Origin of the sequence: Kribbella sancticallisti, assembly GCF_039530625.1 — a bacterium.
Taxonomy (GTDB): Bacteria; Actinomycetota; Actinomycetes; order Propionibacteriales; family Kribbellaceae; genus Kribbella; species Kribbella sancticallisti.
Map to the genome: position 1 here is coordinate 95,928 of NZ_BAAAOS010000041.1, position 24,613 is coordinate 120,540.

Annotated in this window: 27 protein-coding genes; 14 read left to right on the forward strand and 13 right to left on the reverse strand. The window is 67.7% G+C overall.

Annotated elements, in window-relative coordinates; all coding sequences use genetic code 11:
• Positions 1 to 6: 6 nt before the first annotated feature.
• Entirely contained in the window at positions 7 to 1,671 is a 1,665-nt protein-coding gene (locus tag ABD255_RS27575) for a putative sodium/potassium/calcium exchanger (RefSeq protein WP_344218994.1), read from the reverse strand.
• Complete coding sequence (locus tag ABD255_RS27580; RefSeq protein ID WP_344218996.1) at positions 1,671 to 2,234, reverse strand: hypothetical protein; 564 nt, start codon at positions 2,232 to 2,234, stop codon at positions 1,671 to 1,673. Before ABD255_RS27580 ends, ABD255_RS27575 begins: the two co-directional genes overlap by 1 nt.
• A gap of 277 nt (positions 2,235 to 2,511) precedes the next feature.
• On the opposite strand from ABD255_RS27580, the gene ABD255_RS27585 reads away from it, so the two are divergent.
• Both ABD255_RS27585 and ABD255_RS27590 read left to right on the forward strand, forming a co-directional pair.
• The gene (locus tag ABD255_RS27585; protein WP_344218998.1) at positions 2,512 to 3,666 is read left to right on the forward strand and encodes a molybdopterin-dependent oxidoreductase; all 1,155 of its coding nucleotides are present in this window, start codon (positions 2,512 to 2,514) and stop codon (positions 3,664 to 3,666) included.
• Positions 3,663 to 4,163, forward strand: a complete 501-nt coding sequence (locus tag ABD255_RS27590; RefSeq protein ID WP_344219000.1) for a hypothetical protein — start codon at positions 3,663 to 3,665, stop codon at positions 4,161 to 4,163. The genes ABD255_RS27585 and ABD255_RS27590 overlap by 4 nt, the downstream gene beginning before the upstream one ends.
• Here the strand turns inward: ABD255_RS27590 and ABD255_RS27595 are convergent.
• Positions 4,100 to 4,930, reverse strand: coding sequence for a beta-keto acid cleavage family enzyme (locus tag ABD255_RS27595; protein ID WP_344219002.1), 831 nt, complete (start codon positions 4,928 to 4,930; stop codon positions 4,100 to 4,102). The two genes, ABD255_RS27590 and ABD255_RS27595, sit on opposite strands and share 64 nt — an antisense overlap.
• Positions 4,931 to 5,056: 126 nt before the next feature.
• On the opposite strand from ABD255_RS27595, the gene dtd reads away from it, so the two are divergent.
• A complete protein-coding gene (gene dtd / locus ABD255_RS27600; protein WP_344219004.1) occupies positions 5,057 to 5,482 on the forward strand; it encodes a D-aminoacyl-tRNA deacylase in 426 nt (141 codons plus the stop codon).
• Between the two features lie 180 nt (positions 5,483 to 5,662).
• Here dtd and ABD255_RS27605 read toward each other — a convergent pair whose 3' ends face one another.
• A complete protein-coding gene (locus tag ABD255_RS27605; RefSeq protein ID WP_344219006.1) occupies positions 5,663 to 6,889 on the reverse strand; it encodes a choice-of-anchor P family protein in 1,227 nt (408 codons plus the stop codon).
• A 287-nt stretch (positions 6,890 to 7,176) separates the two neighbouring features.
• On the opposite strand from ABD255_RS27605, the gene ABD255_RS27610 reads away from it, so the two are divergent.
• Positions 7,177 to 7,902, forward strand: a complete 726-nt coding sequence (locus ABD255_RS27610; protein WP_344219008.1) for a LamG-like jellyroll fold domain-containing protein — start codon at positions 7,177 to 7,179, stop codon at positions 7,900 to 7,902.
• A 62-nt stretch (positions 7,903 to 7,964) separates the two neighbouring features.
• On the opposite strand, the gene ABD255_RS27615 is transcribed toward ABD255_RS27610, so the two are convergent.
• The 5 genes from ABD255_RS27615 to ABD255_RS27635 form a co-directional block, all read right to left on the reverse strand.
• Positions 7,965 to 8,261, reverse strand: coding sequence for a DUF1416 domain-containing protein (locus ABD255_RS27615; RefSeq protein ID WP_344219010.1), 297 nt, complete (start codon positions 8,259 to 8,261; stop codon positions 7,965 to 7,967).
• A 2-nt stretch (positions 8,262 to 8,263) separates the two neighbouring features.
• Positions 8,264 to 9,112, reverse strand: a complete 849-nt coding sequence (locus ABD255_RS27620; RefSeq protein ID WP_344219012.1) for a sulfurtransferase — start codon at positions 9,110 to 9,112, stop codon at positions 8,264 to 8,266.
• A 12-nt stretch (positions 9,113 to 9,124) separates the two neighbouring features.
• On the reverse strand, positions 9,125 to 9,577 hold the full coding sequence (locus ABD255_RS27625; RefSeq protein WP_344219014.1) for a DUF4395 domain-containing protein: 453 nt from the start codon (positions 9,575 to 9,577) through the stop codon (positions 9,125 to 9,127).
• A gap of 284 nt (positions 9,578 to 9,861) precedes the next feature.
• A complete protein-coding gene (locus ABD255_RS27630; RefSeq protein WP_344219016.1) occupies positions 9,862 to 10,686 on the reverse strand; it encodes an RDD family protein in 825 nt (274 codons plus the stop codon).
• 45 nt (positions 10,687 to 10,731) lie between these two features.
• Positions 10,732 to 11,217 carry a TlpA family protein disulfide reductase gene (locus ABD255_RS27635; protein WP_344219018.1) on the reverse strand — a complete coding sequence of 162 codons (486 nt, stop codon included), beginning with the start codon at positions 11,215 to 11,217 and terminating at the stop codon, positions 10,732 to 10,734.
• Positions 11,218 to 11,395: 178 nt separating this feature from the next.
• On the opposite strand from ABD255_RS27635, the gene arfB reads away from it, so the two are divergent.
• From arfB to ABD255_RS27655, 4 genes are read left to right on the forward strand one after another with little or no spacing between them, the layout of a single operon-like run.
• Positions 11,396 to 11,821 carry an alternative ribosome rescue aminoacyl-tRNA hydrolase ArfB gene (gene arfB, locus ABD255_RS27640; protein ID WP_344219110.1) on the forward strand — a complete coding sequence of 142 codons (426 nt, stop codon included), beginning with the start codon at positions 11,396 to 11,398 and terminating at the stop codon, positions 11,819 to 11,821.
• A 57-nt stretch (positions 11,822 to 11,878) separates the two neighbouring features.
• Complete coding sequence (locus ABD255_RS27645; RefSeq protein ID WP_344219020.1) at positions 11,879 to 12,514, forward strand: hypothetical protein; 636 nt, start codon at positions 11,879 to 11,881, stop codon at positions 12,512 to 12,514.
• The gene (locus ABD255_RS27650) at positions 12,511 to 13,089 is read left to right on the forward strand and encodes a hypothetical protein (protein ID WP_344219022.1); all 579 of its coding nucleotides are present in this window, start codon (positions 12,511 to 12,513) and stop codon (positions 13,087 to 13,089) included. Before ABD255_RS27645 ends, ABD255_RS27650 begins: the two co-directional genes overlap by 4 nt.
• A complete protein-coding gene (locus ABD255_RS27655; protein WP_344219024.1) occupies positions 13,086 to 13,697 on the forward strand; it encodes a hypothetical protein in 612 nt (203 codons plus the stop codon). The genes ABD255_RS27650 and ABD255_RS27655 overlap by 4 nt, the downstream gene beginning before the upstream one ends.
• Here the strand turns inward: ABD255_RS27655 and ABD255_RS27660 are convergent.
• Complete coding sequence (locus ABD255_RS27660; RefSeq protein ID WP_344219112.1) at positions 13,660 to 15,033, reverse strand: hypothetical protein; 1,374 nt, start codon at positions 15,031 to 15,033, stop codon at positions 13,660 to 13,662. The two genes, ABD255_RS27655 and ABD255_RS27660, sit on opposite strands and share 38 nt — an antisense overlap.
• Before the next feature lie 54 nt (positions 15,034 to 15,087).
• Complete coding sequence (locus ABD255_RS27665; RefSeq protein WP_344219026.1) at positions 15,088 to 15,798, reverse strand: winged helix-turn-helix domain-containing protein; 711 nt, start codon at positions 15,796 to 15,798, stop codon at positions 15,088 to 15,090.
• Between the two features lie 161 nt (positions 15,799 to 15,959).
• Between ABD255_RS27665 and ABD255_RS27670 the strand changes: the two genes are divergently transcribed.
• Together ABD255_RS27670 and ABD255_RS27675 are read left to right on the forward strand one after the other, a co-directional pair.
• A complete protein-coding gene (locus ABD255_RS27670) occupies positions 15,960 to 16,199 on the forward strand; it encodes a MoaD/ThiS family protein (RefSeq protein ID WP_344219028.1) in 240 nt (79 codons plus the stop codon).
• Between the two features lie 217 nt (positions 16,200 to 16,416).
• The gene (locus tag ABD255_RS27675; protein WP_344219030.1) at positions 16,417 to 16,659 is read left to right on the forward strand and encodes a hypothetical protein; all 243 of its coding nucleotides are present in this window, start codon (positions 16,417 to 16,419) and stop codon (positions 16,657 to 16,659) included.
• Between the two features lie 152 nt (positions 16,660 to 16,811).
• Here the strand turns inward: ABD255_RS27675 and ABD255_RS27680 are convergent, their stop codons facing one another.
• Positions 16,812 to 18,587, reverse strand: coding sequence for a bifunctional metallophosphatase/5'-nucleotidase (locus ABD255_RS27680; RefSeq protein WP_344219032.1), 1,776 nt, complete (start codon positions 18,585 to 18,587; stop codon positions 16,812 to 16,814).
• A gap of 118 nt (positions 18,588 to 18,705) precedes the next feature.
• On the opposite strand from ABD255_RS27680, the gene mshD reads away from it, so the two are divergent.
• From mshD to ABD255_RS27695, 3 genes are all read left to right on the forward strand, one after another.
• A complete protein-coding gene (mshD, locus tag ABD255_RS27685) occupies positions 18,706 to 19,599 on the forward strand; it encodes a mycothiol synthase (RefSeq protein WP_344219034.1) in 894 nt (297 codons plus the stop codon).
• Between the two features lie 217 nt (positions 19,600 to 19,816).
• Positions 19,817 to 20,413 (forward strand): DUF6318 family protein, encoded by a 597-nt coding sequence (locus tag ABD255_RS27690; protein WP_344219036.1) that lies wholly within the window; start codon positions 19,817 to 19,819, stop codon positions 20,411 to 20,413.
• 32 nt (positions 20,414 to 20,445) lie between these two features.
• Positions 20,446 to 21,270, forward strand: a complete 825-nt coding sequence (locus ABD255_RS27695) for a PKD domain-containing protein (RefSeq protein ID WP_344219038.1) — start codon at positions 20,446 to 20,448, stop codon at positions 21,268 to 21,270.
• Positions 21,271 to 21,305: 35 nt separating this feature from the next.
• On the opposite strand, the gene ABD255_RS27700 is transcribed toward ABD255_RS27695, so the two are convergent.
• On the reverse strand, positions 21,306 to 22,376 hold the full coding sequence (locus tag ABD255_RS27700; protein ID WP_344219040.1) for an alpha/beta hydrolase: 1,071 nt from the start codon (positions 22,374 to 22,376) through the stop codon (positions 21,306 to 21,308).
• 67 nt (positions 22,377 to 22,443) lie between these two features.
• On the opposite strand from ABD255_RS27700, the gene ABD255_RS27705 reads away from it, so the two are divergent.
• Positions 22,444 to 24,603: an RNA degradosome polyphosphate kinase gene (locus ABD255_RS27705; RefSeq protein ID WP_344219042.1), complete on the forward strand. Its 2,160-nt coding sequence runs from the start codon at positions 22,444 to 22,446 to the stop codon at positions 24,601 to 24,603.
• Positions 24,604 to 24,613 lie beyond the last annotated feature (10 nt).

Genomic DNA, 24,613 nt, shown 5'->3' on the forward strand with positions numbered 1-24,613 from the left:
GGAGTGCTACTCGCGTTCGCGGCCGCCGGCGCCGGTTTCGCGGCCGGAGCGTGAGGCGTCGCGGCGTTGCTGGGCTTCGGCGCCTGCGGTGCGGCCGGCGGTACCGGCCTCGACCGGCTGGCCGGAGCGTTGGGTGGCGCCGTTGGGGTCTGCGGTGCCGCTCTGCAGCGACTGCAGTTGCTTGATCTCGTCAGGCGACATCCGGCTCTGCCCGCTGGTCTGCCCGTTCCGTCCGTTCGCCTGACCGCCCTGACTGCGCGCCTCCGCCAGACTTGCCTCGACAGCGTCCGCACGCACACCCTGCCCACCCTGAGCCTGCCCACCCTGCACTTGGGCGCCGTCCTGCCCACCCTGGACCTGCGCACCGTTCTGGCCGCTCTGGACCTGCGCACCGTTCTGCCCACTCTGAACCTGAGCGCCACTCTGCCCGCTCTGGACCTGAGCGCCGTTCTGCCCGGTCTGGACCTCGGCACCGTTCTGGCCTGTCTGGACCTCGGCACCGTTCTGGCCGGTTACCTCCGGGCCGGTCTGATCGGTCTGCGCCTGGGCTTCGGCCTCGGCCGCTGCGTGCTGGTCTCCGCCGGTCGGCAAGCCTGGCTGCGGGCCAGCCTCGCCACGCTCTTCCTGCTGCTGCGCCGGCTCCTGCCCGTCCTGACGCTCTTCCTGCTCGTTCTGCTGCTCGTTGTCCTCGCCGATCACCGCCGGCGACGCACCATCCTCGTCGACCAACTGCCCATCACGCTCAGGCTCCTGCTGCTCAGCCTCGCGAGCCTCGCGCTCCTGGTCCGTCTCCCCGATCACCTCAGGAGCGGCGCCATCCTCATCAACCAGCTGACCGTCAGCCTCAGCCTCGGGCTCCTGCTGCTCGGCCTGCCGCGCTTCACGCTCCTGGTCGGTCTCGCCGATCACCTCCGGCGCGGCACCATCCTCGTCAACCAGCGGGCCGTCCCGGTCGGCATCCTGGTCGACCTGCGGGTCAGCCTGCTGGTCGTCCCGTTGCGCCTCGGTGTCCTCGCGCTCCTGGTCCTCGCGCTGCTGGTCCTCTAGCTCATCGATGATCTCGTCCGCCGCGACAGCCCCAGCACCCGCGGCGGCAGCGGCCAGAAGTACGTCCGGCCCGTCCCCCTCGCGGTTCTCCTCCGCCCGGCGCCGTTCGTCGGCCTCGCGGCGCTCCTGGGCGTCCCGCTCGTTCCGGGCCGCCTCGCGGTCCTCGACAGCGTCCAGTTGTCCGTCGCCGTCGCGGTCCTCCCGCTGATCCCGCTGCTGGTCGGCCTCGTCCCGACTCTCCACCTGATCGACCCGACCATCCCCGTCGCGATCCAGGTCGCGGTCCTCCTGCTCCTCACGCTCCAGCCGTTCGCGCTCGAGATCCTCAGGCGTCAGATCGGGGTCGTTGTCCAGCCGATCGCGCTGCTCCTGGATCCGGCGCGCCTCGTCCTCGTACACCTGGGAGCGCTCGTCGGGCGTCAGCCGGTCGATGTTCGAGCCGAAGTCCGGGTTCTGCTCGCGCTCGTCGCGGATGACCCGGACGAGTTCCTCGATCAAGGCCCGCAGTTCCTGCTCGCGGGAGGGTGTCTGCCGCTGCGCGTTCCGGCGCTGGATCAGCTTGCTGGAGATCGTCCGGACGATCCGGAACATGTCCCTCAGCAGGTCTTCCTCGATCGACGCCATCAGGCCACCTCGCTCGCATAGACGGAGTACCCGAAGCCGGCCGTGGTACCGGCGTCGTCGGCTTCGGGTTGAGTCGCGTACAGGTGAATCTCGGCGCCGGGCCGCAGCCAGACCGCCAGGTGCCGGCGCCGGCCGCGCCATTCGGCCGGGATCCGCGGATCGTTGCCCGGTCCAACGAAGACCGGGTGGCCCCAGTGCCGCCGGGCCAGTTCGAGCTGGTCCGGCCAGTGATCGTCCAGCCCGTCCTCGGCGGCGGGGAGCTCGGCCGGGGCGATCTCGTACGCCGACCACCCGCTGCGGGGGCTCTCCGGCAGTACGGCGTCGGGCAGCACCAGCATCACCGTCTCGCGCGGGGTGACGAGGCCCCAGGTGTACCGGTTCGGGTCGATGTTGCCAGGAGCCCAGGGACGCCAGCCGGTGGCGGCGGTGACCCGCGACACCAGGGAGCGGATCGCGTCCAGCCCCGTCTCCGGGGGCCCCCAGACACGGTTCCAGTCGGACACCTCCGCGAGGTCGGCCATAGCGCGCTCGTCTTCGTCCGACGACCGCTGCTGCGTCCTCACGTGACCCACTCCTCTCCTCCGAACCTTCCCAGCCTAAAGGTGCGGGGTGGCACCGGGTTGGGACGCAACACCTCATCCTGTGGATCCGGCTCTCGTCAACACCCTCGTCCACAAGCTGCAATCGGCCCAGCGCCGGGCGAAGGATAAGGGTGTAGGGCGAGGCCCGCGGCGACCTGTTCGGGAGCGGTAAGGAGCGCCGGCCAGGACGGATCGGCGTTCGTGAGCAGTAACCGGTCGGGGGGTCCGGCGCCGGCTTCCAGAGGTTGTGATGGGAAGCATGAAGCTTCCGGTGCCTTCGGCGGAGAAGTCGTTCCCGTCCCCACTGCATCACCCGCGGGTCGCGACGGTGCTCGGGCGGCAGCTCGGGGTCGCCGTGACGATCTGTTTCCTGACCGGGCTGATCAGCCACTTCCAGCAGGCGACCCCGGGCTGGCTCGAGATCCCGAGCCGGCCGGCGTCGCTCTACCGGGTGACCCAGGGGTTGCACGTCCTGACCGGCATCGTCTCGGTGCCGCTGCTGCTGGCGAAGCTCTGGACGGTCTACCCGAAGCTTTTCGCCAAAACAGCCCCCAAGCTCGGCGCCGTCCTCGAGCGGTTGTCGATCCTGGTGCTGGTCTCCGCGCTGGCTCTGGAGCTCTTCATCGGCTTCCTGAACACGCTGCAGTGGTATCCCTGGCCGTTCCCCTTCAAGGAGACGCACTACGCGCTCGCCTGGATCATCGTCGGCGCCCTGCTGGTCCACCTCGGCGTCAAGCTGCCGCTGATCATCGCGCACTGGCGAAGAACCCCAGCCGACCGTACGCCGGTACCGGAGCCGGCCGAGTCGTTGCCGCCAGCAATCACCGGGATGACCCGGCGCGGGTTGTTCCGGACCGTCGCCGGCGCGGGCGCGCTCGTCGGAATCACCTCGATCGGGCAATCGGTCCCCGCGTTCGGGCCGATCGCAGTACTGGCTCCGCGCAAGCCGAACATCGGACCGCAAGGGCTTCCCGTGAACCGCACCGCGAAGGACGCGGGTGTGACCGCGGTCGAGGCGGACTGGCGGTTCAGCGTCGCGGGACCCCAGCAACTCTCGTACTCGCTGGATCAACTGCGGGCGTTGCCGCAGAGCAGGTCTGACCTGCCGATCGCCTGCGTCGAGGGCTGGAGCCAGGGCGCGCGCTGGGAAGGTGTGCGGATCAAGGATCTGCTCCGGCTCTGCGGTGCTCCCGAGGGATCGCGGCTGCGGGTGGTGTCGATGGAGAAGGGCGGGTTCTACGCGACCAGCGAGCTTCCGCCGCAGTTCGCCGAGGACCCGCTCACCTTGCTGGCGCTCAGGGTGAACGGCGGAGAGCTCGACCTGGATCACGGATTCCCGGCCCGCATCATCGCGCCGAACCGACCCGGCGTACTGCAAACGAAGTGGGTCCACCGGTTGGAGGTACTGACATGAGCGCTGCGGCCGAGCCGGTTTTGCAGTTGGACAAGCGGACTCGCATCGCACGTGCCTGCCTAGGTGCTGTGGGCATCGGAGTCGGGCTCTGGGGTTTGAGGCTGTTGCTGCAGGCACTCAGCTTCGACGCGTTGATCCGGCTGCCGCTCTGGCTCGGCGGCGCTGTCGTCGCGGACGACTTCCTCCTTGTACCGTTGACGATCGGCGTCGGCTGGCTGCTGACCCGCTGGTCACTCGGACCCGACCACCACCGCACGGTGACCGCCGTCCGTACGACGCTCCTGTACGTCGGCGTGACCACGCTCGTGGCGATCCCGCTGCTCCTCCGGCAGGGCAAGGGAGTCAACCCGACCGTGCTACCGCGCGACTACCTGCGCGACTGGTTGTTGCTTGAGGCGACGATCGTGGTCACCGGCGTACTGGTGGCGGTGGTTCAGGCGCGGCGTTTGACGTTGAGGAGGTCGCGGGCCTCGTCCGGGGACATCGGCGGGCGCTGAGCGAGGGTTGCCAGCGCGGCGGCGCGCTCGACCAGTTCGGCGTTGTGGGTGACGGGGTGCCCCTTGGCCAGCGTGAGAGTGTCCTCCATGCCGACGCGGAGGTGGCCGCCCTTCGACAGCGCGGCCAGCGCCACCGGCAGGGTGGTCCTGCCGACGCCAGTGGCGGACCAGGACGTCACTCCCGCGGGGAGAGCGCTGACCGCGGCGAGCAGGGCGTCCGCAGTACCGGGCATGCCGCCGGGGACGCCCATCACCAGGTCGCAGTGCACCTTGCCGCCGTACGGGAGGCCGAACTTGTCGAGCAGTCGGTTCAGCGCGGCGACGTGGCCGAGGTCGAACAGCTCGAACTCCGGGACCACCTCCCGCTCCTGGGTGAGCTGATAGAGCTCGGTGACGAATGGCCAGGGATTCATGAAGACGTCGTCGCCGAAGTTGACCGTGCCCATCGTCAGCGAGCAGGAGTCCGGAGCGGCGTCCAGCACGCGCAGCCGGTGCTCGAACGGGTCCGTCACGGCTCCGCCGGTGGACAGCTGCACGATCAGCGCGGTGTTCTCGCGGACGGCGGTCACGGTCTCGGTCAGCCTGCCGAGGTCGAGCGTCGGCCGGTGGTCCGCGTCGCGGATGTGGATGTGGATCATCGCGGCGCCGACCGCCTCGCAGCGCTTGGCGGTCTCCACCAGCTCGTCGAGCGTGGTGGGCAGCGCGGGACAGTCCGCCTTCGCGGTCTCGGCGCCGGTGGGTGCAACGGTGATCAACGTCGACGTCATGGACGAATCGTGCCAGATGTTGCCCTTAGACGGGACATTTGCCCGCCGATCGTCCCGGAAACCGGACGATCTCCGGTGCGGCTGCCTGCCGCTCGTCGGGTGGGCGCCAGTTGGGAGGATGGGCGTATGAGAGCAGTCGTGCAGCGGGTCAGCAAGGCGTCCGTAACGGTCGAGGACGAGGTGGTCGGGGCGATCGAGGGGCCGGGGCTGATGGTTCTGCTCGGTGTCACCCACGACGACACCGAGGAGAAGGCGGCCGCGCTGGCGGCGAAGATCTGGACACTGCGGATCCTGCGCGACGAGCGCTCGGCAGCCGACGAGCAGGCGCCGATCCTCGCGATCAGCCAGTTCACCCTGTACGCCGACACCCGCAAGGGCCGCCGCCCGTCGTGGAGTGCCGCCGCCCCCGGCCCGGTCTCGGAACCCTTGTACGAGAGCTTCTGCGCCGCCCTGGAATCCCTCGGCGCCAAGGTAGAACGAGGCCGCTTCGGCGCCAACATGCAGGTCTCCCTCACCAACGACGGCCCAGTAACCCTGATCCTCGACGCCTGACTTCTGTTGGTACTACGTGCCGCCGCCCGCAGTACCCCGACGCGCGTGGCGGGTAGTACGTAGTACAGACAAAGAAGCGGGCCCCTGGCTCGGATCACGAGGATCCGGACCAGGGGCCCGTTCGTAGTACCTGGCTGAAGCGGTGAGGTACGGCTCAGCGAGGGGTGGTGAGCGGCTGGATCAGCCGATCACGCCGGCGGCCGAGTGGCCGACGATGACCTTGGTGTTCAGGCTGTAGACGTCGATCACCAGGGCGTTCACGGAGATGTACCGGCTCTGACGCACGACCTGGTTGAAGGTCAGCTTGGCGACGCCGGGGATGTCCAGGGTGCTGTTCGGCTCGGTCGGGACGTTGTAGCTCTTGTTGCCGACCTTGATCGAGACGACGTTCGAGGAGGAGTTCAGGCCGACCTTGCCGTCCTTGGTCTTCCAGGCCGACGCCGAGGACTCGATGGCACCGATGGACAGGTTGCCCACCTTCACGCCCGCGACGTGCGAGGTGAAGTTGACGGCCGACTTCTCGGCGCCCATGTAGCCGTTCTTCGTGGTGTAGATGGCGCCCACGTAGGCGACCTTCGGGATCACGACCTCGGCGACCGCGTTCCGGATCGTCTTGCCTTCCGTGCCCTGGCAGGTGGCCTGGTAGGAGGTCGGACCGGACTTGACCAGCTTGTCGACGTACGCCTTGGTGCCGTACGCGTCACCGATCACCATCGCGGTGGCCGGCTTGGTGATCTCCGCGCGGGTCTTCAGCACGGCGACGTCGACACCCTTGGGGATGTAACGGTTCTTCGTGGTCGCGTGCAGCACGACGGCCTGCGCGTACGAGTAGATGCCGGCGCTCGTCTTCACGCCGCCGACGCGGTTCAGCACGATGTACCCCAGGCCCGGAACGGCGACCTTGGTGTTCGGGCCCGGCTTGACCAGCGACGGCACCGAGACGCCACCGATCTTCACCGACGCGAAGGTGGTGCTGCCGGTGTAGGACAGGTTGCCGTTCTTGTAGACCGCGGTGGTGGTGGTCTTGGCGCCGGTCAGTGTCAGCAGCGAGCCGATCCGGATGTCGACGGCGGTGGCGTTGCTGGTCACACCGTTGCCGTGCTGGTTGTTGAACGAGTGCGTGTCGGTGGTGACGGTGCGCGCGATCGCCTGGTTGTTGACGTTCGCGGTGGCGAGGTCGTTCTGGTCCGACCGGTTCGAGTCGGTGGTGCAGCTGAACTGAGCGACGACCTGCGGGCCGTGCCCCACGACGCCGGCCTGCACGTCGGTTCCGAACGCGTAACCGCTGTAGCCAAATACCGGCGCGGCGGACGCCGAACCCGAGGTCAGCGCAATCGTAGAAGCTACGCCGACAACCGCCGCGACTCCGACGGCAGCGAGCTTCTTGTATCCGATGCGGGGTCTCATGACCCCTCCTCCCTGAGTGATGCGTGACCCTAGTAGGCGGGCCAGGACACAGACACAACTCAGGCGGTTGCGGTAGGTAACGAGCGGATGCCTGTCCGAGATCAAACCGTTACGCAACCGACCGGCCCGTGAGAAACGCGGTCTTGCGCGTAACCGCGACCCGTGAGATCAACGCCACCCGAACTCCCTGACACTGCAACAAGTTGCAGTCACCAGCCGCAGCCAGCCGAGCGTTCCGTTGCTAGCGTCCGAAGGATCGAGCAACCGAACAGCAACGAGGGGGAAGTATGTTGCGAGGGACTTTGATGGGGGTGGCCGCACTCGGCCTGGTCGCGGCGAGCGCCACGCCGGCGATGGCGGTCTCACAGAAACTGCGCTGGAAGTTCGACAGCGTGAGTGCTGTCGTGACGACGGTGGTGGACGACAGCGGCAAGGGACACACCGGTACTGCGGTGACGGCGAACGGTGGTCAGGTCACGGCGCTGGCACCGGGCCGGGACGGAATCGGGCAGGCGGTGCAGTTCCCGGGGGTCTGCTCGGGTACCTGCCCGAGGGCGCTGATCAGCAGTCCGGACGCGGCGGATCTCAATCCGGGGACGGCGCTGTTCACCTACGGCGCCTGGGTCAACGTGACGTTGGCCGAGCTGGGCTCCGACCATGGCTCGAACATCTTCCAGAAGGGCGCTTCCAACACGTCGCAGTGGAAGCTCCAACTGGACGATGCCGGCGGAAAGCCCAGTTGTGTGGTCAGGGAAGCGGGCGGGGCGAACGCGCTCAAGGTGACGGCACTGACCGGTGTTGCCGACGGCAATTGGCACAAGGTCTCCTGCCAGCGCACGGCGACCACGCTGCAGATCCTGATCGACAACAACTACAGCAATTCCGGGCTCCTGGCCTCGACGTTCGTGATCGACCCGACCGGGATGCCGGCGACCGTGGGCGCGCGCAGTACCGGCACCAACGGCGACCAGTACCACGGCAGGCTGGACGACGTCTACTTCAACATCGACTGAGGACGCAGGCCGAAGGGCCCGTCGCGCAAGCTCCGGGCCCTTCGGGGAACAGCAAACTACTACTAGACGGCGACGGCGACCTCAGCCACCTCGCCATACTGGGCCACGACCTGGCGGTCGACCGGCTCGGCCTTCGGGGCCAGCGTGCGCAGCGTCCAGCTGCCCGGCGCCGCGAAGAACCGGAAGTGACCGGTCGCCGACGTCGGTACCTCGGCCGTGAACTCACCAGTGGAGTCGAGCAGCCGCACGTACGCGCCGCCGACCGGCTCGTCCCCGCGCAGTACCTGGCCCTGGATCACGGCTTCCTTGTCGATGTCGACGCCCTTGAGGTCCAGGCCGCCCTTCGTCGCTCCGCACATGGTCAGGCCTTCCCGGGCTCGTCGCCGAGTGCAACCGGTACGCCGACCAGCGAGCCCCACTCGGTCCACGATCCGTCGTAGTTCTTCACGTTCTCCTGGCCGAGGATCTCGTGCAGCACGAACCAGGTGTGCGCCGAGCGCTCGCCGATCCGGCAGTACGCGATGGTGTCCTTGCCGAAGTCCACGCCGGCGTCGGCGTACAGGGTCTTCAGCTCGTCGTCGGCGCGGAAGGTGCCGTCGTCGTTGGCCGCCTTGCTCCACGGGATGCTCGCCGCGGTCGGGATGTGACCCGCGCGCTGCGCCTGCTCCTGGGGCAGGTGCGCCGGGGCCAGCAGCCGGCCGGCGTACTCGTCGGGGCTGCGCACGTCGACCAGGTTCTTCACGCCGATGGCCTGCTCGACCTCGTCGCGGAAGGCGCGGATGTTCAGGTCCGGCTCCTTCGCGCTGTACTGCGTCGCCTCGCGCTTGACCACGTCGTCGGTCAGCTCGCGGCTGTCCAGCTCCCAGCGCTTGCGGCCGCCGTCGAGCAGCCGGACGTCACCGTGGCCGTAGAGCTTGAAGTACCAGTACGCGTAGGCCGCGAACCAGTTGTTGTTGCCGCCGTAGAGCACGACGGTGTCGTCGTTCTTCACGCCCCGCTCGGACAGCAGCGCGGAGAACTGCTCCCGGTTGACGAAGTCGCGGCGGACCTGGTCCTGGAGGTCGTCCCTCCAGTCCAGCTTGATCGCACCGGCGATGTGGCCGGCGTCGTACGCCGAGACGTCCTCGTCGACCTCGATCAGGACCACGTTCGCGTCGTTCTTGTGCTCTTCGACCCAGTCGGCCGAGACGAGCGCGGATTCCCTGCTCATGGTTGCTGCTCCTCAGGTGGTAGTAGCGGTGGTTGGCGTACGAATTCGGTGAATCAGCAGATAGGCCTCGCAACCGAGGCACAGCCCGACGGCGGCGTTCACGAGCGCCGCGACCAGGGCGAAGCCGGTGGCCACCACGCCGAGCACCTCGACGCCGGCCAGGTAGCCGATCAGGCCGAGGACGGCGAAGACCAGGCCGACCAGTTGCGCGAACCGCGGCGGCGCGGCGTCCTCCAACTCCTCAGGCGGACCCAGCCGCGGCCGGACCAGCCGCTTGAAGAGCAGCCCGTACGGCGATGCCTGGACGCCGAAGACGACCGAGATCGCGAAGACGGCGGCCTGGACCGCCAGCGGCCACGGGTTGTTCAGCACCAGGGTCACCGCGAGAACGACAGTGGTCAGCGCCGCGGCGAACCGGAGTCCGCGCGGATCGACCTGTGGTGGTTGTGTCGCCTGACCAGACATGACACGACTCCCGGAGAAGGAGGTGGTTCGAGCCGGACCCGCCCGGGGAATGCGGGAGGCGACGTACTGGGAACCGTGCTCAGCTTCCGGTTCCGGAGCGCTCTGGACGCCGCCTGGTCAGTGGGGACGACACAGGGACGAGCGCATACGGCAGTTGTCCACCGCCCGGCGCTTGGTCAGCCATGTCGTGTAAGCCACGGTCACGAGACTACGGAAACCCGGCCGGGGTGCCAGTACTGGTCCCAGTTACTGAGACAATTGATCAGTATTCGGACAAGCCAGGCTCAGCTCTTGCTCCTCGGCGGCTGAGGTCCGACCACGACGTTGGTGGCGGCGAACTTGTCGTGCAGGGCCTGCTTCTTCTCGTCCCACAGCGGCCAGAGGACGTTGAGCAGGCTGACCAGGCCCAGCAACGTGCCGATCAGTGGCACGGCGCCGAGCAGACCCAGGCCATGGAAGAAGCCGCAGCGCTTCAGCACAGCCAACTGGGGCGGCGGGCCGGGCACGTCGCGGAGCCGGACGCTGATGCCGACCGCCTTCTTGCCGATCGTCGCGCCACTCCGGGTGAGGAACAGGTAGTCGTAGACGAAGGCGACGAGCAACCCGATCAGCGAGGCCGGGATGATCCACTGATAGGCCTCCGCCGGCGGCGTCATGCTGAAAGGCGACTCGCCCCGGTCCAGCAGTTCCTGCTGGTGCTCGAGCGCGATCACGAAGTACTGGTAGTAGAAGTACCCGGTCAGCGGCAGGCTGACGAAGAACACGATCAGGGCGTCGATGACGCGGGCGAACACTCGCTTCCACCAGCCGGCCAGCGGCTGCCCGTCGGGCGTCACCGGGCCCCGCGGTCCGTAGCCGAACCCCTGCTGGGCTTGCTGGCCATGCTGACCCTGCTGGCTTTGCGGTCCGTAGCCCACCCGGCCCATCCCCGGTTGCCCGAGGCCCGGCCCGAACCCCTGCTGCTGGCCGGAGCCCGGCTGCCCGAACTGCCCCTGGTACGGCGGTGGGCCCTCGCGGGGGCGGCGGTAGTCGGTCCAGAACCCGCCATCCCAGTAGCGCTGTTGGGTGGGATCCTGGGGATCGTCGTACCAGCCGGCGGGGAAGCTCATCGCCAAAGCATCACTTACTCGGAGCCCAGTTCGCCATTCGGCCCGTCAGCGGGGCTGGCGATCGACGGCAACGCCGAGGGCGGCGATCACGTCGGCCTTGCGGGGCTGACCGCTGGCCCGGGTGACGAGCGCGCCGGTGGCGTCGAGCACCAGCACCGTCGGAGTCCGCAGAACGTCCAGCCGCCGGACCAGGTCCAGGTGGGCCTCGGCGTCCAGTTCGACGTGCCGAACGCCCTCGACCATCGTCTCGACCTCGCCGAGGATGCGCCGGGTTGCACGGCAGGGCGCGCAGAAGGCGGAGGAGAACTGGAGCAGTGTGGCGCGCTCACCCAGTTCGGCGCCGAGATCCGCGGCCGTCAACCGGTCGGCTGCTGCTTGGGGGGAGGTGTCGTCCTGCACTGCTGCCTTCTCACCGGTTGCGCTGCTGACCGCGCGAGTACCGCGGAACCGTCCGTCGAACCGGGATTTGAGCACGCTCAGCAGGACGCCGATGACGACGGCGCCCACAAGCACGCTGAGACCCAGACTCACGTCTTCCAGCGTACGTGCGTGCGGTGCACGCTCAAACGCTCGTTCATCCCTTGGACCGCGTACTCAGGAACCGGCGACGGTGATGACGACGCGACAATTCTTCTGCTGGTTGGCCGCCGAGGTGTTCGGCGAGCAGTCGGCCGCCCGCCCTCAGCCTGCGATCGGCTTGAATAGCCCCATGGACACCGGCCTGATCGTGCGACACGGTGTCGTCATCCCCGAAACCGAGCTGACCTGGCGGTTCTCCCGCTCCAGCGGACCCGGCGGACAATCGGTGAACACCACCGACAGCCGAGTCGAGCTCAGCTTCGACGTCGCCGCGACCACCGCCCTGAACGACGTACTGAAAGCTCGCGCCCTCGAGCGCCTCGAGACGCGCCTGGTCGACGGAGTACTCACCGTCACAGCCTCCGAACAACGTTCACAATGGCGCAACCGCGAAGCCGCCCGGACCCGCCTGGCCGGACTCATCCGGGAGGCAATCGCAGCCCCACCTCGCAAGCGCCGCCCAACCCGACCGAGCAGGAACGCCGTCCGCCGACGCCTCGACGAGAAGAAGCGCCGAGGCGAAACCAAGCGCCTCCGCGGCCGCCCCCAGGACTGATCCGTCAGGCACCTAAACCCCAGTCCGGTAGCCCCCTGGCTGGTTACGCTTCAGCACGTGCAGGAACCAACGGGGAGCAGTGACCGGGAGGAATTGCCGGATCTGCAGGACATCAAGGTGCGGGGCCGGTCGATCAAGACCTGGATGCTCAGCGCCGGAGCGGTCGTGCTGGCGATCTCGGCAGTCTTCGGCGGCTTGGACAAGGCCGCCGCCGAGACCCCGCAGGTCGCCGCCGGGACGCCGATCGACACCGGCCAGTTCGAGGTGACGATCCAGCGTGTGGTCACAGTGGCCGACCTGAAACCGCTGTTCCGCCCGGACAACGGCGGCGCGCTGATCGCCGTCGTGACCAAGCTGAAGGTCACCGACGACACCGGCGTCGCCCCGCCCTCCGACCTGATCCGGCTGATCGGAGTACCGGGAATCAAGGACACCGATCGCCCGATCGGCACCACCAACCTGCGCGACCAGACCCGCGACCCGGTACTGACCCCAGAGGCGGCCGAGGACGTCGCGTACGTCTGGAAGTTGCCCAAGGCCACCGAACTCCCCACCGAGGTAAAGCTCACGGTCCGGGCCTACGAGCACCAGGACGAGTCGCTGCTGGACCACCACGAGAAGTGGCTTCCGGGCGAGATCGCGGCGGAGAGCACGGTCAAGGTCAAGGACAACACCAGGCAGGCGAGCCGGTGAACGTCCGCAAGCTGGTGAACGTCGGGCTGGTCCTGCTCGTCCTGGTCGCGATCGTCGGGCTGTACCGGCTGACGCCGACGCAGAAGGATATTCAGCAACCCGTTGCGGTGAAGGGAATCACCGGCAAGGCAGTCCAGGCCCCGAGGTTCGAGCTGACCGTGGAGAGCATCCGCGTGAGCAAGAAGCTGAAGGTCCCGCGAACCACCCCGGATCGCGACACGCTGACCGACTTCGTCGTGGTCGACGCCGTCGTGAAGGCGACTCGGGAGCCGCTCCACCTGCGCAAGGTGGAGATCAGGACCGCGGCCGGCGTCACCTACCTCGGCTCCAACCGGAGCGGGCTCGACCGAGTCCTCCTGACCGGCTTCCAGTTCGCGCCGGACATCCCGGCCCGCGGCTCGTTCGTGGTCGAGATGCCGGCCACCGAGTTGCCCGGGGCAACGCTGTTGGTGACGGAGAAGGCGATCTTCACCGATCTGGAGCCGCAGGCAACGATCCCGCTCGGTGTCACCGAGTCCACGGTGGACGGGTTGCGAACCGAACTGGCGACCCTGAAGAGCGTGAGTGACCTATGAGCGGCGCCCGCCGAGCCAGGCCAGGCTGGATCCGCAAGAACGCGATCGCGCTGGTGTCATTGGTGATCACCGTGCCGCTGGCCGGCTGGTGGACCACCCACTCCGACTACAACTCCTGGTACGACGCCGAGCCCCGCGACGCGGTACCGGTCGCCGCGGGCGGTACGGCGTACGCGGACGCCACCTGGTACGCCGCCAGCGTCGAGGTGGACCCGCAGCCCCGCAGTACGAGGTCTACGCCTTCGGTGCTCCCGCCGGGGACCACCCGGGTGCGCGTGTATTTCCGGCTGCAGGTGGACGACTTGGCCAAGCTGGAATCGGTCGGCGGCTGCCGCATGCATCTGCGTGCTCCGGACGGACGTATCTGGGACGAGTCGACCCTGGAGGACGAGTTCCAGGACCGGCCTAGCGGATGTGCTGGTGGCTATGACGAGAAGCCGGCCAGCTTCCGGGACCCGAAGTTGGCGCAGTACTACCTGAAGCCGCAGGCGGGGAAGCCGTACGAGACCGTGGCTGTGTTCGTAGTACCGACTGAGGTGGCTGCGACGGCTCAGCCGACGATCACCTGGGCTACCCGACTTCCTGAGTATCTGGCATTCCCGAGGTAGCCGCGCTCAGGTCGGTGACGCCCTTGTCCTCCTGCGGGCCGGCGTGTGCGGCCTGCGCCCGCGGCCGTAGGTAGCCGGCCAGACCGCCGACCATCCGGTCGTACGCCGCTGCCAGCAGGCTGACCTGGAGCATGATCTTCAGGCCGGTCGTGACCAGGTTCAGCGGCTCGTCGATCACCTGCCAGAACTGCAGCGAGTGCGGCCCGATGACGAAGTCGCGCAGGAAGATCCAGACGTAGCTGGCCAGGAACGTGACCGCCGCCCAGGCCAGGAAGTACCCGAGCATCGGCCGCAGCCCGGATCGCACGACCAGCCGGAACGCGTCCATCACCGGCGTCCAGCGGTCCTTCCAGTCCGAGACCACCGAGTTCCCGGCGGCCCGGACGATCCGCGGCGTCTGCTGCCAGCGGTTCGTGATCCGGTCGAACCGCCAGCGCGGCTGAATCCGCTCCGGCTTGTGCACGGCCCGGCCGTAGATCACCGCGGTCATCGTGATCCACATCAGCGGCAGCACGGCCGCAGTCCACAGGTCGGCGACCCCGGCGGCCAGGAACCCGGTGACGGTGTCCCAGACCTCGCGGACCTTCTCGACGCCGAGCACATGGTCCAGCACCCAGATATAGGCGTCGTGCACCCAGACGGCGACCTGGCGCTCCTTTAGCCAGGCCTTCGGCGAGGGGATGAACGAGGTGGCCTGGTAGGCGACGACGAAGATCCACAGGGCCTCGAGGTAGGTGATGAACACGCGGCGCACCGGGCCGCCGGCGTTCTTGCCGCCGCGCTTCTTGAACACGAACCGCAGCAGGTACGCCGTGACGCCGAGGCCGATGAACAACCAGGTGGACAGCGACTCGAGCCCGGTCGCCGGCCCGTCCACCGTGCCGCCATTGAGCACGGTCGCGACAGTGTCGTTGACCTTGTGCACGGCCAACTCGTACTCGTAGTCGAGCGCCTCGGCCTGGAGGAACTTGTACGCCGCGTAGAACGCCAGGAAGGGCAACAGCGCGGCCGCCAGCGCGTCGATCGGCCGATTCTCCTTGCCTGGCTCGACCCCGTCCGGCGCGAGCACGCCCTCCGCTACGGCCCGGCGGTGAAACGGCAACTCGCCCCGGAGTACGAGGAACATGGCGACGTACATGGCCAGCGAAACCAGCACCAGCAACGCCAGTACGGCGATTCCTGCCGCCTCCGCCTTCGCTCCCGCCTGAACCGCCACCCACTGCAGCCCCCGATGCGCCAACTGCGCAATCAGGAAAACCGCCAACAGGCGCGGCCAGGCCTTCCCGAACAAGGCCCCCGCGCGCCCCACCGTAGTGAGCAACGTCCCCGATTCCATCGCCACAAGCGCGCAATCTACCGGCCATAGGGGGCTCGGCCGTGGGTGTTGGGGTCAGACGGTGACGTCGGCTGTTTCGCGTTGGGTGCTGGGCGGGATGACGAAGCGGTAGCCGACGTTGCGGACGGTGCCGATCAGGGACTCGTGCTCGGGACCGAGCTTCGCGCGGAGACGGCGGACGTGGACGTCGACCGTGCGGGTGCCGCCGAAGTAGTCGTAGCCCCAGACTTCCTGGAGGAGTTGTTCGCGGGTGAACACCCGGCCGGGGTGCTGCGCGAGAAACTTGAACAACTCGAACTCCTTGTAGGTGAGATCGAGCGCGCGGCCGTTCAGCTTCGCCGTGTACGAGGCTTCGTCGATCACCACGTCACCGCTGCGGATCAGCGAGGTGTCAGGGTCCTCGTTGCGGGCGGCGGCCAGGCGGCCGATCACCAGCCGCAGACGGGCCTCGATCTCCGCCGGTCCCGCGGTGTCGAGGAGCACGTCGTCCGCTCCCCAGTCGGCGTTCACCGCGGTCAGGCCGCCTTCGGTGACGACGAGGATCAGCGGTACGTCGATGCCGGTGGTGCGGATCAGGCGGGAGGCTCCACGCACGCTGACGAGGTCACGCCGGGCGTCGAGCAGTACCGCGTCGGCGTCGGGTGCGTCCACGAGGGCGGCGACCTCGGCGGGCAGGATCCGGATCTGGTGCGGAAGTAGGGCGAGCGACGGCAGCACCTCGGTGGAGGCCTGCAGCGCGTTCGTCAGCAGAAGCAACGTGCTCACGCTGTCTCCTTGTGCTGGTCGTCGAATCCCTGGTGAGAGACCCGGTCCTGATGCACGTCAGGCCCCAGCGGCGTCATTGCCGGGGGCCCGAGACACACTGGATAGCAACAGCAAGCTGACATAATAGCGGAACACTTAACCGATTAGTGAGGCGTAACCAGATGCCGGAAGTGACCATCAGGTACTTCGCCGCCGCCCGCGCCGCCGCGGGTGAGACCACGGCGACCGCGCAGGCTTCCTCGGTCAAGGAACTCGTCGGCACGGTCTCCGCCGGCCGCCCCGAACTCGCCCGCGTGCTCGGGATCTGCACGTTCCTGCTGGACGGCGAGCGGGTCGATCTCGATACCGACCTCCGCGAGGGCGCCCTCGTGGACGCTCTCCCACCCTTCGCCGGCGGCTGACCCGGGGCTGTCGGCGTCCATCACATACGCCACACACGTCACACGCCTTACAGGAAAGAGGTTTCCGGACCGGACTAGCCCGGAAAGCGAGCTTTTACCCGAATGTGTTCGCGGTGCTACCGTGCGCATTCGGTCTTTTCACGGAAGGTGACCGATGGCGCACGTTGCTCAGACTTCGCACCGTCGTGGTGCTCGCGCTTCACATCGCAATGACCGCATGGACGGTCCGATCCAGACCACCACCTGGCTCGGGCTGACCTTCGCCCTGATCTTCGGGATGGTCCTGGTCGGCCGCTCGCATGTGGGCGTCCGCGCCGCCGGACTCACCTTGCTGATCATGGTGATGCCGCTGACGGTCGCGGTTTTCGCCGCCGCCGTCCGCCGGGGACTCGGCTCCGGCCGGGCGGCCGTGGGAACCGGCGTCGCCCTGACCTTCGTGGCTCTCCGCTTCCTGCTGTAGTTCTCCGCTCTGTAGTTGTCCGCTCTGTAGTTCTCCGCTCTGTAGTTCTCCGCTTCCGACGTTGGTCGAGCGTCCGCGCGGGCGCCCACGCCCGAGCCGCCCCTGCTGGAGGAGCGACTCGGGCGCGGCGTAGCGCAGTACCGGAGTACGGGTCAGGACGTGATGCTGATCCGGTCCGTCGGACCCGGCGTGTACGGGTCGTGCGCGCTGAGGTAGCTGGCGAAGGCGTCAATGTCGAGACCGCCGAAGAACTTGTCGGTCGCCGTGGTGAAGGCCGGGAAGCCGTCACCGCCGTCGGACAGGAAGTTGTTCGTGACGATCCGGTACGTCGTACCGTCCACCAGCGGCTGGCCCGCGATCTTGATCGAGCCGGCGACCACCTTCGAGCCCGGCGCCGCGGCCGGGTTGTAGGTGTAGGTGATGCCCGCGACCTGGAGCACCTTGTTCGCGGCCTGGTTCACGCCGGAGAACTGCTGCTCCAGCAGGGCCTTGATCTGCGTTCCGGTCATGTCCATCGAGACCAGGTAGTTGTTGAACGGCTGCACCGTGAACGCGCTGCCGAAGGTGACAGCGCCCCCAGTGGCGACCAGGTCCGACCGGATCCCGCCCGGGTTCATGAACGCGACCACCGGCGTCTTGCCGTTGGTGACGGTCGAGGTGTCGGCCAACTGGGCGTCGGCGATCAGGTTGCCCAGCGGAGACTCCCCCGCGTCGTCCGCCGTCCGCACCACCGTCGGCGTGGTGATGTGGCCGATCACCTTGGACTCGATCGGCGCGACCAGCTTCTGGTACTTGGTGATCAGCTCGGTCAGCTGCCGGTCCTTCGGGACGTCCCGGGTGACGATGTGGTTGTTCGCCAGCGTGTTCAGCCGGTCGACGTCCTTGGTGGCCAGGTCGATGCTCAGCCGGACCTCGGTGACGATCTTGCCGAAGGAGGACGCGCTGGTGACCAGCCGCGGCTTGCCCGCCGGGTCGTTGATCGAGCAGTTGTAGGCCTGGTGGGTGTGGCCGGAGATGATCGTGTCGATCGCCGGGTCGAGGTTCTTGGCGATGTCGGTGATCGGGCCGGAGATGCCCGGGCAGCTGTTGAACGCGCGCGGGTCAGCCGGCAGGCCGCCCTCGTGCAGCAGCACCACGATCGCCTCGATGCCCTCCTTCCTCAGCTTCGGCACCAGGGCGTTGGCGGTGTCCACCTCGTCCTTGAAGGCAAGGCCCTCGACACCGGACTTGGTCACGATGTTCGGAGTGTTCTCCAGCGTCATGCCGATGAACGCGACCTTCTGGCCGTCCTTGAACTTCTTCACCGTGTACGGCGCCAGCAGGGTCTTCTCGGTGTTCTCGTAGAAGACGTTGGCCGACAGATAGTCGAAGTCCGCGCCCTTGAACCTGCTCTTCGGGTCCGGGCACGAGTTCTGGTTGTTCTGCCCGTCGCCGTCGTCGAGGCAGCCGCCCTTCTGCATCCGGAGCAGTTCCTTGTAGCCCTCGTCGAACTCGTGGTTGCCGACCGAGGTGGCGTCGAGACCCATCTCGTTCATCGCCTCGATGGTGGGCTCGTCGTGGAACGCGGCGGACAGCAGCGGCGAGGCGCCGATCAGGTCACCCGCGGCGACCGTCGCCGTCTCCTGTCCCTGCGCCTTCGCCGCGGCGCGCAACTGCTCCAGCTTGGTCGCGAGGAACTCCGCGCCGCCGGCCGGTGTGCCGTTGACGTTGCCGCTGGAACTGGTCGCCGGGTTGGGCGCCAGGTTGCCGTGGAAGTCGTTCAGCGCGAGCAGTTGGACCTGCATGTGCGTCGGCTTCGGCTTCGCCGGCGCAGCCTGGGTCACGGTTCCCCCCGTGGCCAAGCCGAGTACCACAGCGGCGCCGGCGGCCAGCAGGGCGACAGCCCTCGGCCCCTTCAGCCACTTCTTGTCTCGTCCTGTGAAGGCCATGTCTTCTCCGTCGTCGTGTCGATCGCCGCTGGTGTGCGGTCCGGCGAAATTACCCTGCCTCGGCGCGCCCTACCAAGGTCTCGGCGATGAACTCACCAGGACCTTTTACGGTATTCAGGTGACCCTCGAAGCCGTGCCCTCACCGTTGCCCTCGGCTACTGCCGCCATCGTCACCGAGCTCGCCCGCTCGGCTGCTGAGAGCGACGGCGTCCACCCGCTCTCCGAACACACCCTGCTGCACCTGGACGGCGAGCACCCGGGCGACGCCCACCTGCTCGCGTACGCCGGGGAGCCAGGCGCGGGTGACCTTGCGGGATATGCCGCGCTGGGCCCGGACGGATCAGCCGAGCTGGTGGTCGCCCCGCAGTACAGGCGGCAGGGGTTCGGTACTTCGCTCCTACGGATGCTCCTGGACCACGGCGGCTCCAAACTCCGAGTCTGGGCGCACGGCCGCCTACCAGGCTCCGACGAACTCGCCGCCCGACTAGGCCTCTCCGTGACCCGAGAGCTGTACTTCCTACGCCGTACTAGCGCTCCGCTGCCGGCCCCTGTCTGGCCAGACGGCATCACCGTCCGCACTTTCGTACCGGGCGAGGACGACACCGCCTGGCTAGCCGTAAACGCAACAGCCTTCGCCACCCACCCAGAACAAGGCAGCTGGACCCAAGCAGACCTAGCCGACCGCCTTAACCAGCCCTGGTTCGACCCAGCCGGCTTCTTCTTGGCAGTAGACCAGTCGGGCGCCATCGCAGGCTTCCACTGGACCAAGATCCCCACCGACGAAGGCGACAACCCCGCCGGCGAGGTCTACGTAGTAGGCGTCTCCCCCACCCACCAGGGCACCGGCCTAGGCAAGGCTCTAACCCTGGCGGGCCTACAACACCTCCAAGAAACCCGCGGCGTCCCCTCAGTGGTCCTCTACGTAGACGGCACCAACACCGCAGCCCGAGCCCTCTACACAAAGCTCGGCTTCACCACCGCAGCCCTAGACGTCCAATTCGCCCCCTCCTAACCCCTGTGAGTGGTGTCACACCGAATCCATCCCCTCACCCCGCGTCATAACCCACCCCCACCCCCGTCTCACCACTAACCAGGAGCCGCCCGAGCCCCACCCCCCAGCCAGGCGGCTCCTGGCCCCAAACCCCGTCATCCACAACTGCACCTTTTGCCATCCCACGCCCACCTCCCCTCCGGCTACGATCAAGATCGACTACGGAGGGCTGACAAAGGTGACTCAACGAAGCCGAACCAGATCGCTGATAGCGGTCTATCTGGGGACGGCCCTCGCCCTCACGGCCTGCGCAGCGAAGAGTCCAGAAGCCGGCCGGCCGAACACCGCACCAGTCACGCCGGACTCACCGAGCGTGCGATCAACTACGGCGACGGCCCAGCCGACCATCCCTCCGGAGCGTCCGCAATCTGCTAACGGCCTGACGCTCGCATCAGCCGAATTGTTCATCCGGCACTACATCGACCTGATGAACTACGCCGCCAAGACCGGCGACACCAGCGCGCTGCGGGATGCCAGCGATCTGGGCTGTGTTGGCTGCGGGAAGTACTTCGCGTCAGTTGAGAAGGTGAATCAGCAGAACGGCGGGCTGAGCGGCGATTACCAGGAGAAAGTCGTGGAGGTCGTCGAACTGACCCGCGCCGAACAGAAACGGCTGGCCGCTTCAACCGCGGTCACAGTCGGCAATTACGTCGCCCGGCAGTCGCCTGCTTCCGCACCGGTCACCGTCAAAGCCTCCGCATACACCGAGGAAATGGTTCTGTCTCCGAACGGCGGCAATTGGCAGATGTTCGAGATGGAGTTGATCAAGCGATGAGAATCCGTCGGTGCGCGCTCTCGGTCGCCTTCATGACCGCCCTGACCATCCTCCAGCCGGACGTTGCCCAGGCCCGCGCCGTCAATCCGAAGCCGCCACCACCCATTGTGGATTCGTCGTGGCAGAAGGAGGGGGCGCGCCTGATCGGCAAGAAGACAGTCACCGGGCGCCGGTACACGCCACCGCGGAGCCAGAAACATCGCAAGGTAGACCGCGGCACGCACGCACCGGTGGAGATGCCAATCACGCGTGAAAACTTGCCGGTCGATGAAGAACTCGTAGATTCTCGTCTGAACGACGGCGTGTGTGGACCGGTAGGACCGGATGGAACTCGATCAGGGCCGTCTCGCTGCCGATACTGGAACATCCCGAATCCGAGGACCGAGCAGACCTTCGAGCAAGCGGTGGACCAGATTCGCCAACTGATCACGACACAGACGGTGTTGGTGGCCTTCCCCAAACTCAGGGCAACCGTTCAACCAGCCGGACGCACCCTGGTCAACCTCGACACGATCGTCTACACGGACAAGAGCACCGTGACCACACGACCGGTCACACTGCTGGGCTATCCGGTGCTCGTCGAGGCAACACCGGTCAGCTACACCTGGCACTTCGGTGACGGAAGTCCTGCGGTGACCACTAGATCTCCAGGAAAGCCGTACCCATCGAAGGAAATAACTCACAAGTACCTGAAGCGGGGAAGCGTCCAGGTCTCGGTGACGACGAACTATTCAGCACGGTTCAACGTCGCTGGCACCGGTTGGCGGAACCTTGCTGGCTCCGTGCCTGTCAACGGTCCGCAGACGAGTCTGCTGGTCAGAGAAGCTGTTCCGGTTCTCGTCGATCCGCCCCGCTGAATTCATCTCCACTTACAAGCCCTGCTCCGGCCAGCTCAGGGGTCGGGGTTTAACGCCTGGCGGATTTGGGTGGTTAGGCGGGTTCGGGCGGCTTGGGTTTGGGTGGGGAGGGTGAGGATGTTGGCGTAGCCGTGGACCATGGTGGGTTCGTAGAGGTGGGTGGTGGGGACGCCGGCGGACTGGAGCAGGTCGGCGTATTCGTTGCCTTCGTCGCGTAGGGGGTCGAAGCCGGCGGTGGCTACTACGGCGGGGGCTACACCCGAGAGGTCGCCGAAGATTGGGGAGACCATCGGGTCTGAGCGGATCGCGGGGTCGGGGGTGTAGTGGTCGCGGTACCAGCTGATGTCGTGGTCGGTGAGGAAGAAGCCCTCGGCGAAGAGGTCGCGGCTGGGGCGGCGGCCTACCAGGTCGACTGCGGGGTAGATCAGGACCTGGAGGGCCGGGGCGGGCAGGTTCCTGAGTACGCACTGCTGGGCTACTACGGCGGATAGGTTGCCGCCGGCGCTGTCGCCGCCTACGCCTACTCGCGATGGGTCGGCTCCCAGGTCTTCGGCGTGCTCGATGGCCCAACTGAAGGCGGCGATCGCGTCCTCGGCGGCTACGGGTGCCTCGGCCTCGGGGGCCAGGCGGTAGTCGACCGAGAGGACGCGGATGCCAGCCTCCTCGGCCAGGTCGCGGCAGTAGGCGTCGTGGGTGTCCAGGTCGCCCACGACCCAGCCTCCGCCGTGGAAGAAGACCAGGAGGCCGCCGCGGGACGTCGGCGCCGAGCGCGGGACGTACAGCCGGGCCCCCAGTTGGCCGTCCGACCCGCGGACGGTGAGCTCGGTCACTCGCAGGAGCTCTCGTGGGTGGCCCGCGACCAGCTTGGACGCCGTCAGCAGGTGTGCCCGGGCCGTGGCCACCGACTGCTTCTTTGCTCCCGGCAAGAACCCTTCCAGGCGCAGCAGCAACTGCAGGTCGGGGTCCAGGACGTTGCCGTCGATCTGGATCGGGGCACCGGCCAGGCGGCGGCGGACCGCCTCGGGCAGGGCCGTCACCGGCTTCAGGGCACTGCCCTGCACCGTCTCAAGGGCGGCTCGCAGCAGCGTGTCCACTCGTCGGTTCACAAGGAGTGACGCTAGCAACTGTCACCGGCTCGCCGCTCGCGCTACCTGCCGTTCACCTGAGGATGCGATGCTGGACGACGTGGCTGGAGACTTGTTGGCGTCGCACAACCGCGAGTACGACGTCGAGCCGCCGTACGACATCGCGGCGGCCGGCGACCTCCCCGAGAACCGGTTCTCGGACCGTGAGCTGAGCTGGCTGGCGTTCAACCAGCGAGTACTCGAACTCGCCGAGAACGAGCGGGTGCCGCTGCTGGAGCGGGCCAAGTTCCTGGCCATCTTCGCCAGCAACCTGGACGAGTTCTTCATGGTCCGGATCGCCGGTCTGAAGCGACGGATCGCCGCCGGCGTCGCAGTACGGGCCGCTAGTGGGCTGCATCCGCGTGAGGTGCTCGACCGCAGCCTGAGCCGCAGCCGCGAGCTGATGGACCGCCAGGCCGAGACCTGGCGCAAGGAGGTCCTGCCGGCGCTGGTCGAGCAGGGCATCGACATCCTGCGCTGGGACGAGCTGGACACCGCCGAGCGCGAGGCGATGACCACGTTCTTCCGCGACCGGGTCTTCCCCGTACTGACCCCGCTGGCCGTCGACCCGTCGCACCCGTTCCCTTACATCTCCGGCCTGTCGCTGAACCTGGCCGTCGTGGTCCGCAACCCCGACACCGGCGGCGAGCACTTCGCCCGGGTGAAGGTGCCACCGCTGCTGCAGCGGTTCATCCAGGTCGCCGAGGGGAGGTTCGTGCCGCTCGAGGACGTCATCGCCGCGCACCTGGGCCAGCTCTTCCCCGGCATGGAGGTCACCCAGAACCACACCTTCCGGGTCACCCGCAACGAGGACCTCGAGGTCGAGGAGGACGACGCCGAGAACCTGCTCGCCGCCCTCGAGAAGGAGCTGCTGCGGCGCAAGTTCGGCCCGCCGGTCCGGCTCGAGGTGGAGGAGTCGATCGATCCGAAGGTCCGGGCGCTGCTGCTCTCGGAGCTGGGCGTCACCGAGGCCGAGGTGTTCGAGCTGCCCGGCCCGCTGGACCTGCGCGGCCTCTTCGCGATCGCCGCGCTGGACCGTGCCGAGCTGAAGTACGCCGGGTTCGTGCCGTCGACCCACCCGCACCTGGCCGAGGTGGAGACCTCCAACCCGGCCGACATGTTCTACGCGCTCAAGCAGCGCGACGTACTGGTCCACCACCCGTACGACTCGTTCTCTACGAGCGTGCAGCGGTTCATCGAGCAGGCAGCGGCCGACCCGCACGTGCTCGCGATCAAGCAGACGCTCTACCGGACCAGTGGTGACTCCCCGATCGTGGACGCGCTGATCGACGCCGCCGAGTCCGGCAAGCAGGTGCTGGTCCTGGTGGAGATCCAGGCCCGCTTCGACGAGCAGGCCAACATCAAGTGGGCCCGGCAACTGGAGCACGCCGGCTGCCACGTCGTGTACGGCGTGATCGGGCTGAAGACGCACTGCAAGCTCTCGATGGTGGTCCGCGAGGAACCGGACGGGCTACGCAGATATGCCCACATCGGCACCGGCAACTACCACCCGAAGACCGCCCGCCTGTACGAGGACCTCGGCCTGCTCACCAGCGACAAGGTGGTCACCGAGGACATCGCGCACCTGTTCAACCACCTCTCCGGATTCGCCCGTACTGCGGGCTACCGCCGCCTCCTGGTCGCGCCCCAGTCAGTACGGCGTGGTCTGCTCGAGCGCATCGAGCGGGAAGTCCAGCACCACCTGGCGGGTCGTCCCGCCCGGGTCCGGATCAAGGTGAACAGCCTGGTCGACGAGGCCCTCTCGGACGCGTTGTACCGCGCCTCCCAGGCCGGCGTACCGGTGGAGTTGTGGATTCGCGGCATCTGCACGATCCGGCCCGGCATCCCCGGGATGTCGGAGAACATCCAGGTCCGCAGCATCCTCGGCCGGTTCCTCGAGCACAGCCGGGTGTTCTGGTTCGAGAACGGCGGCGAGCCGGAGGTGTGGATCGGGTCCGCCGACCTGATGCACCGCAACCTGGACCGCCGAGTCGAGGTGCTGGTCCAGCTGAAGGAGCAGGATCACGTCAGCGAACTGGGCGATCTGTTCGACCTCGGTTTCGACGAGGGAACCGGATCGTGGTGGCTGCAGCCCGACGACACCTGGCAGGCCCGGCTGACCGGGCCGGACGGCGAACCGCTGCGCGATCTGCAGACACGCCTGATCGCCACGCGCGGCCGCCGCAGACAAGCGGACCCGATCACCTAAGGTCAAAAGA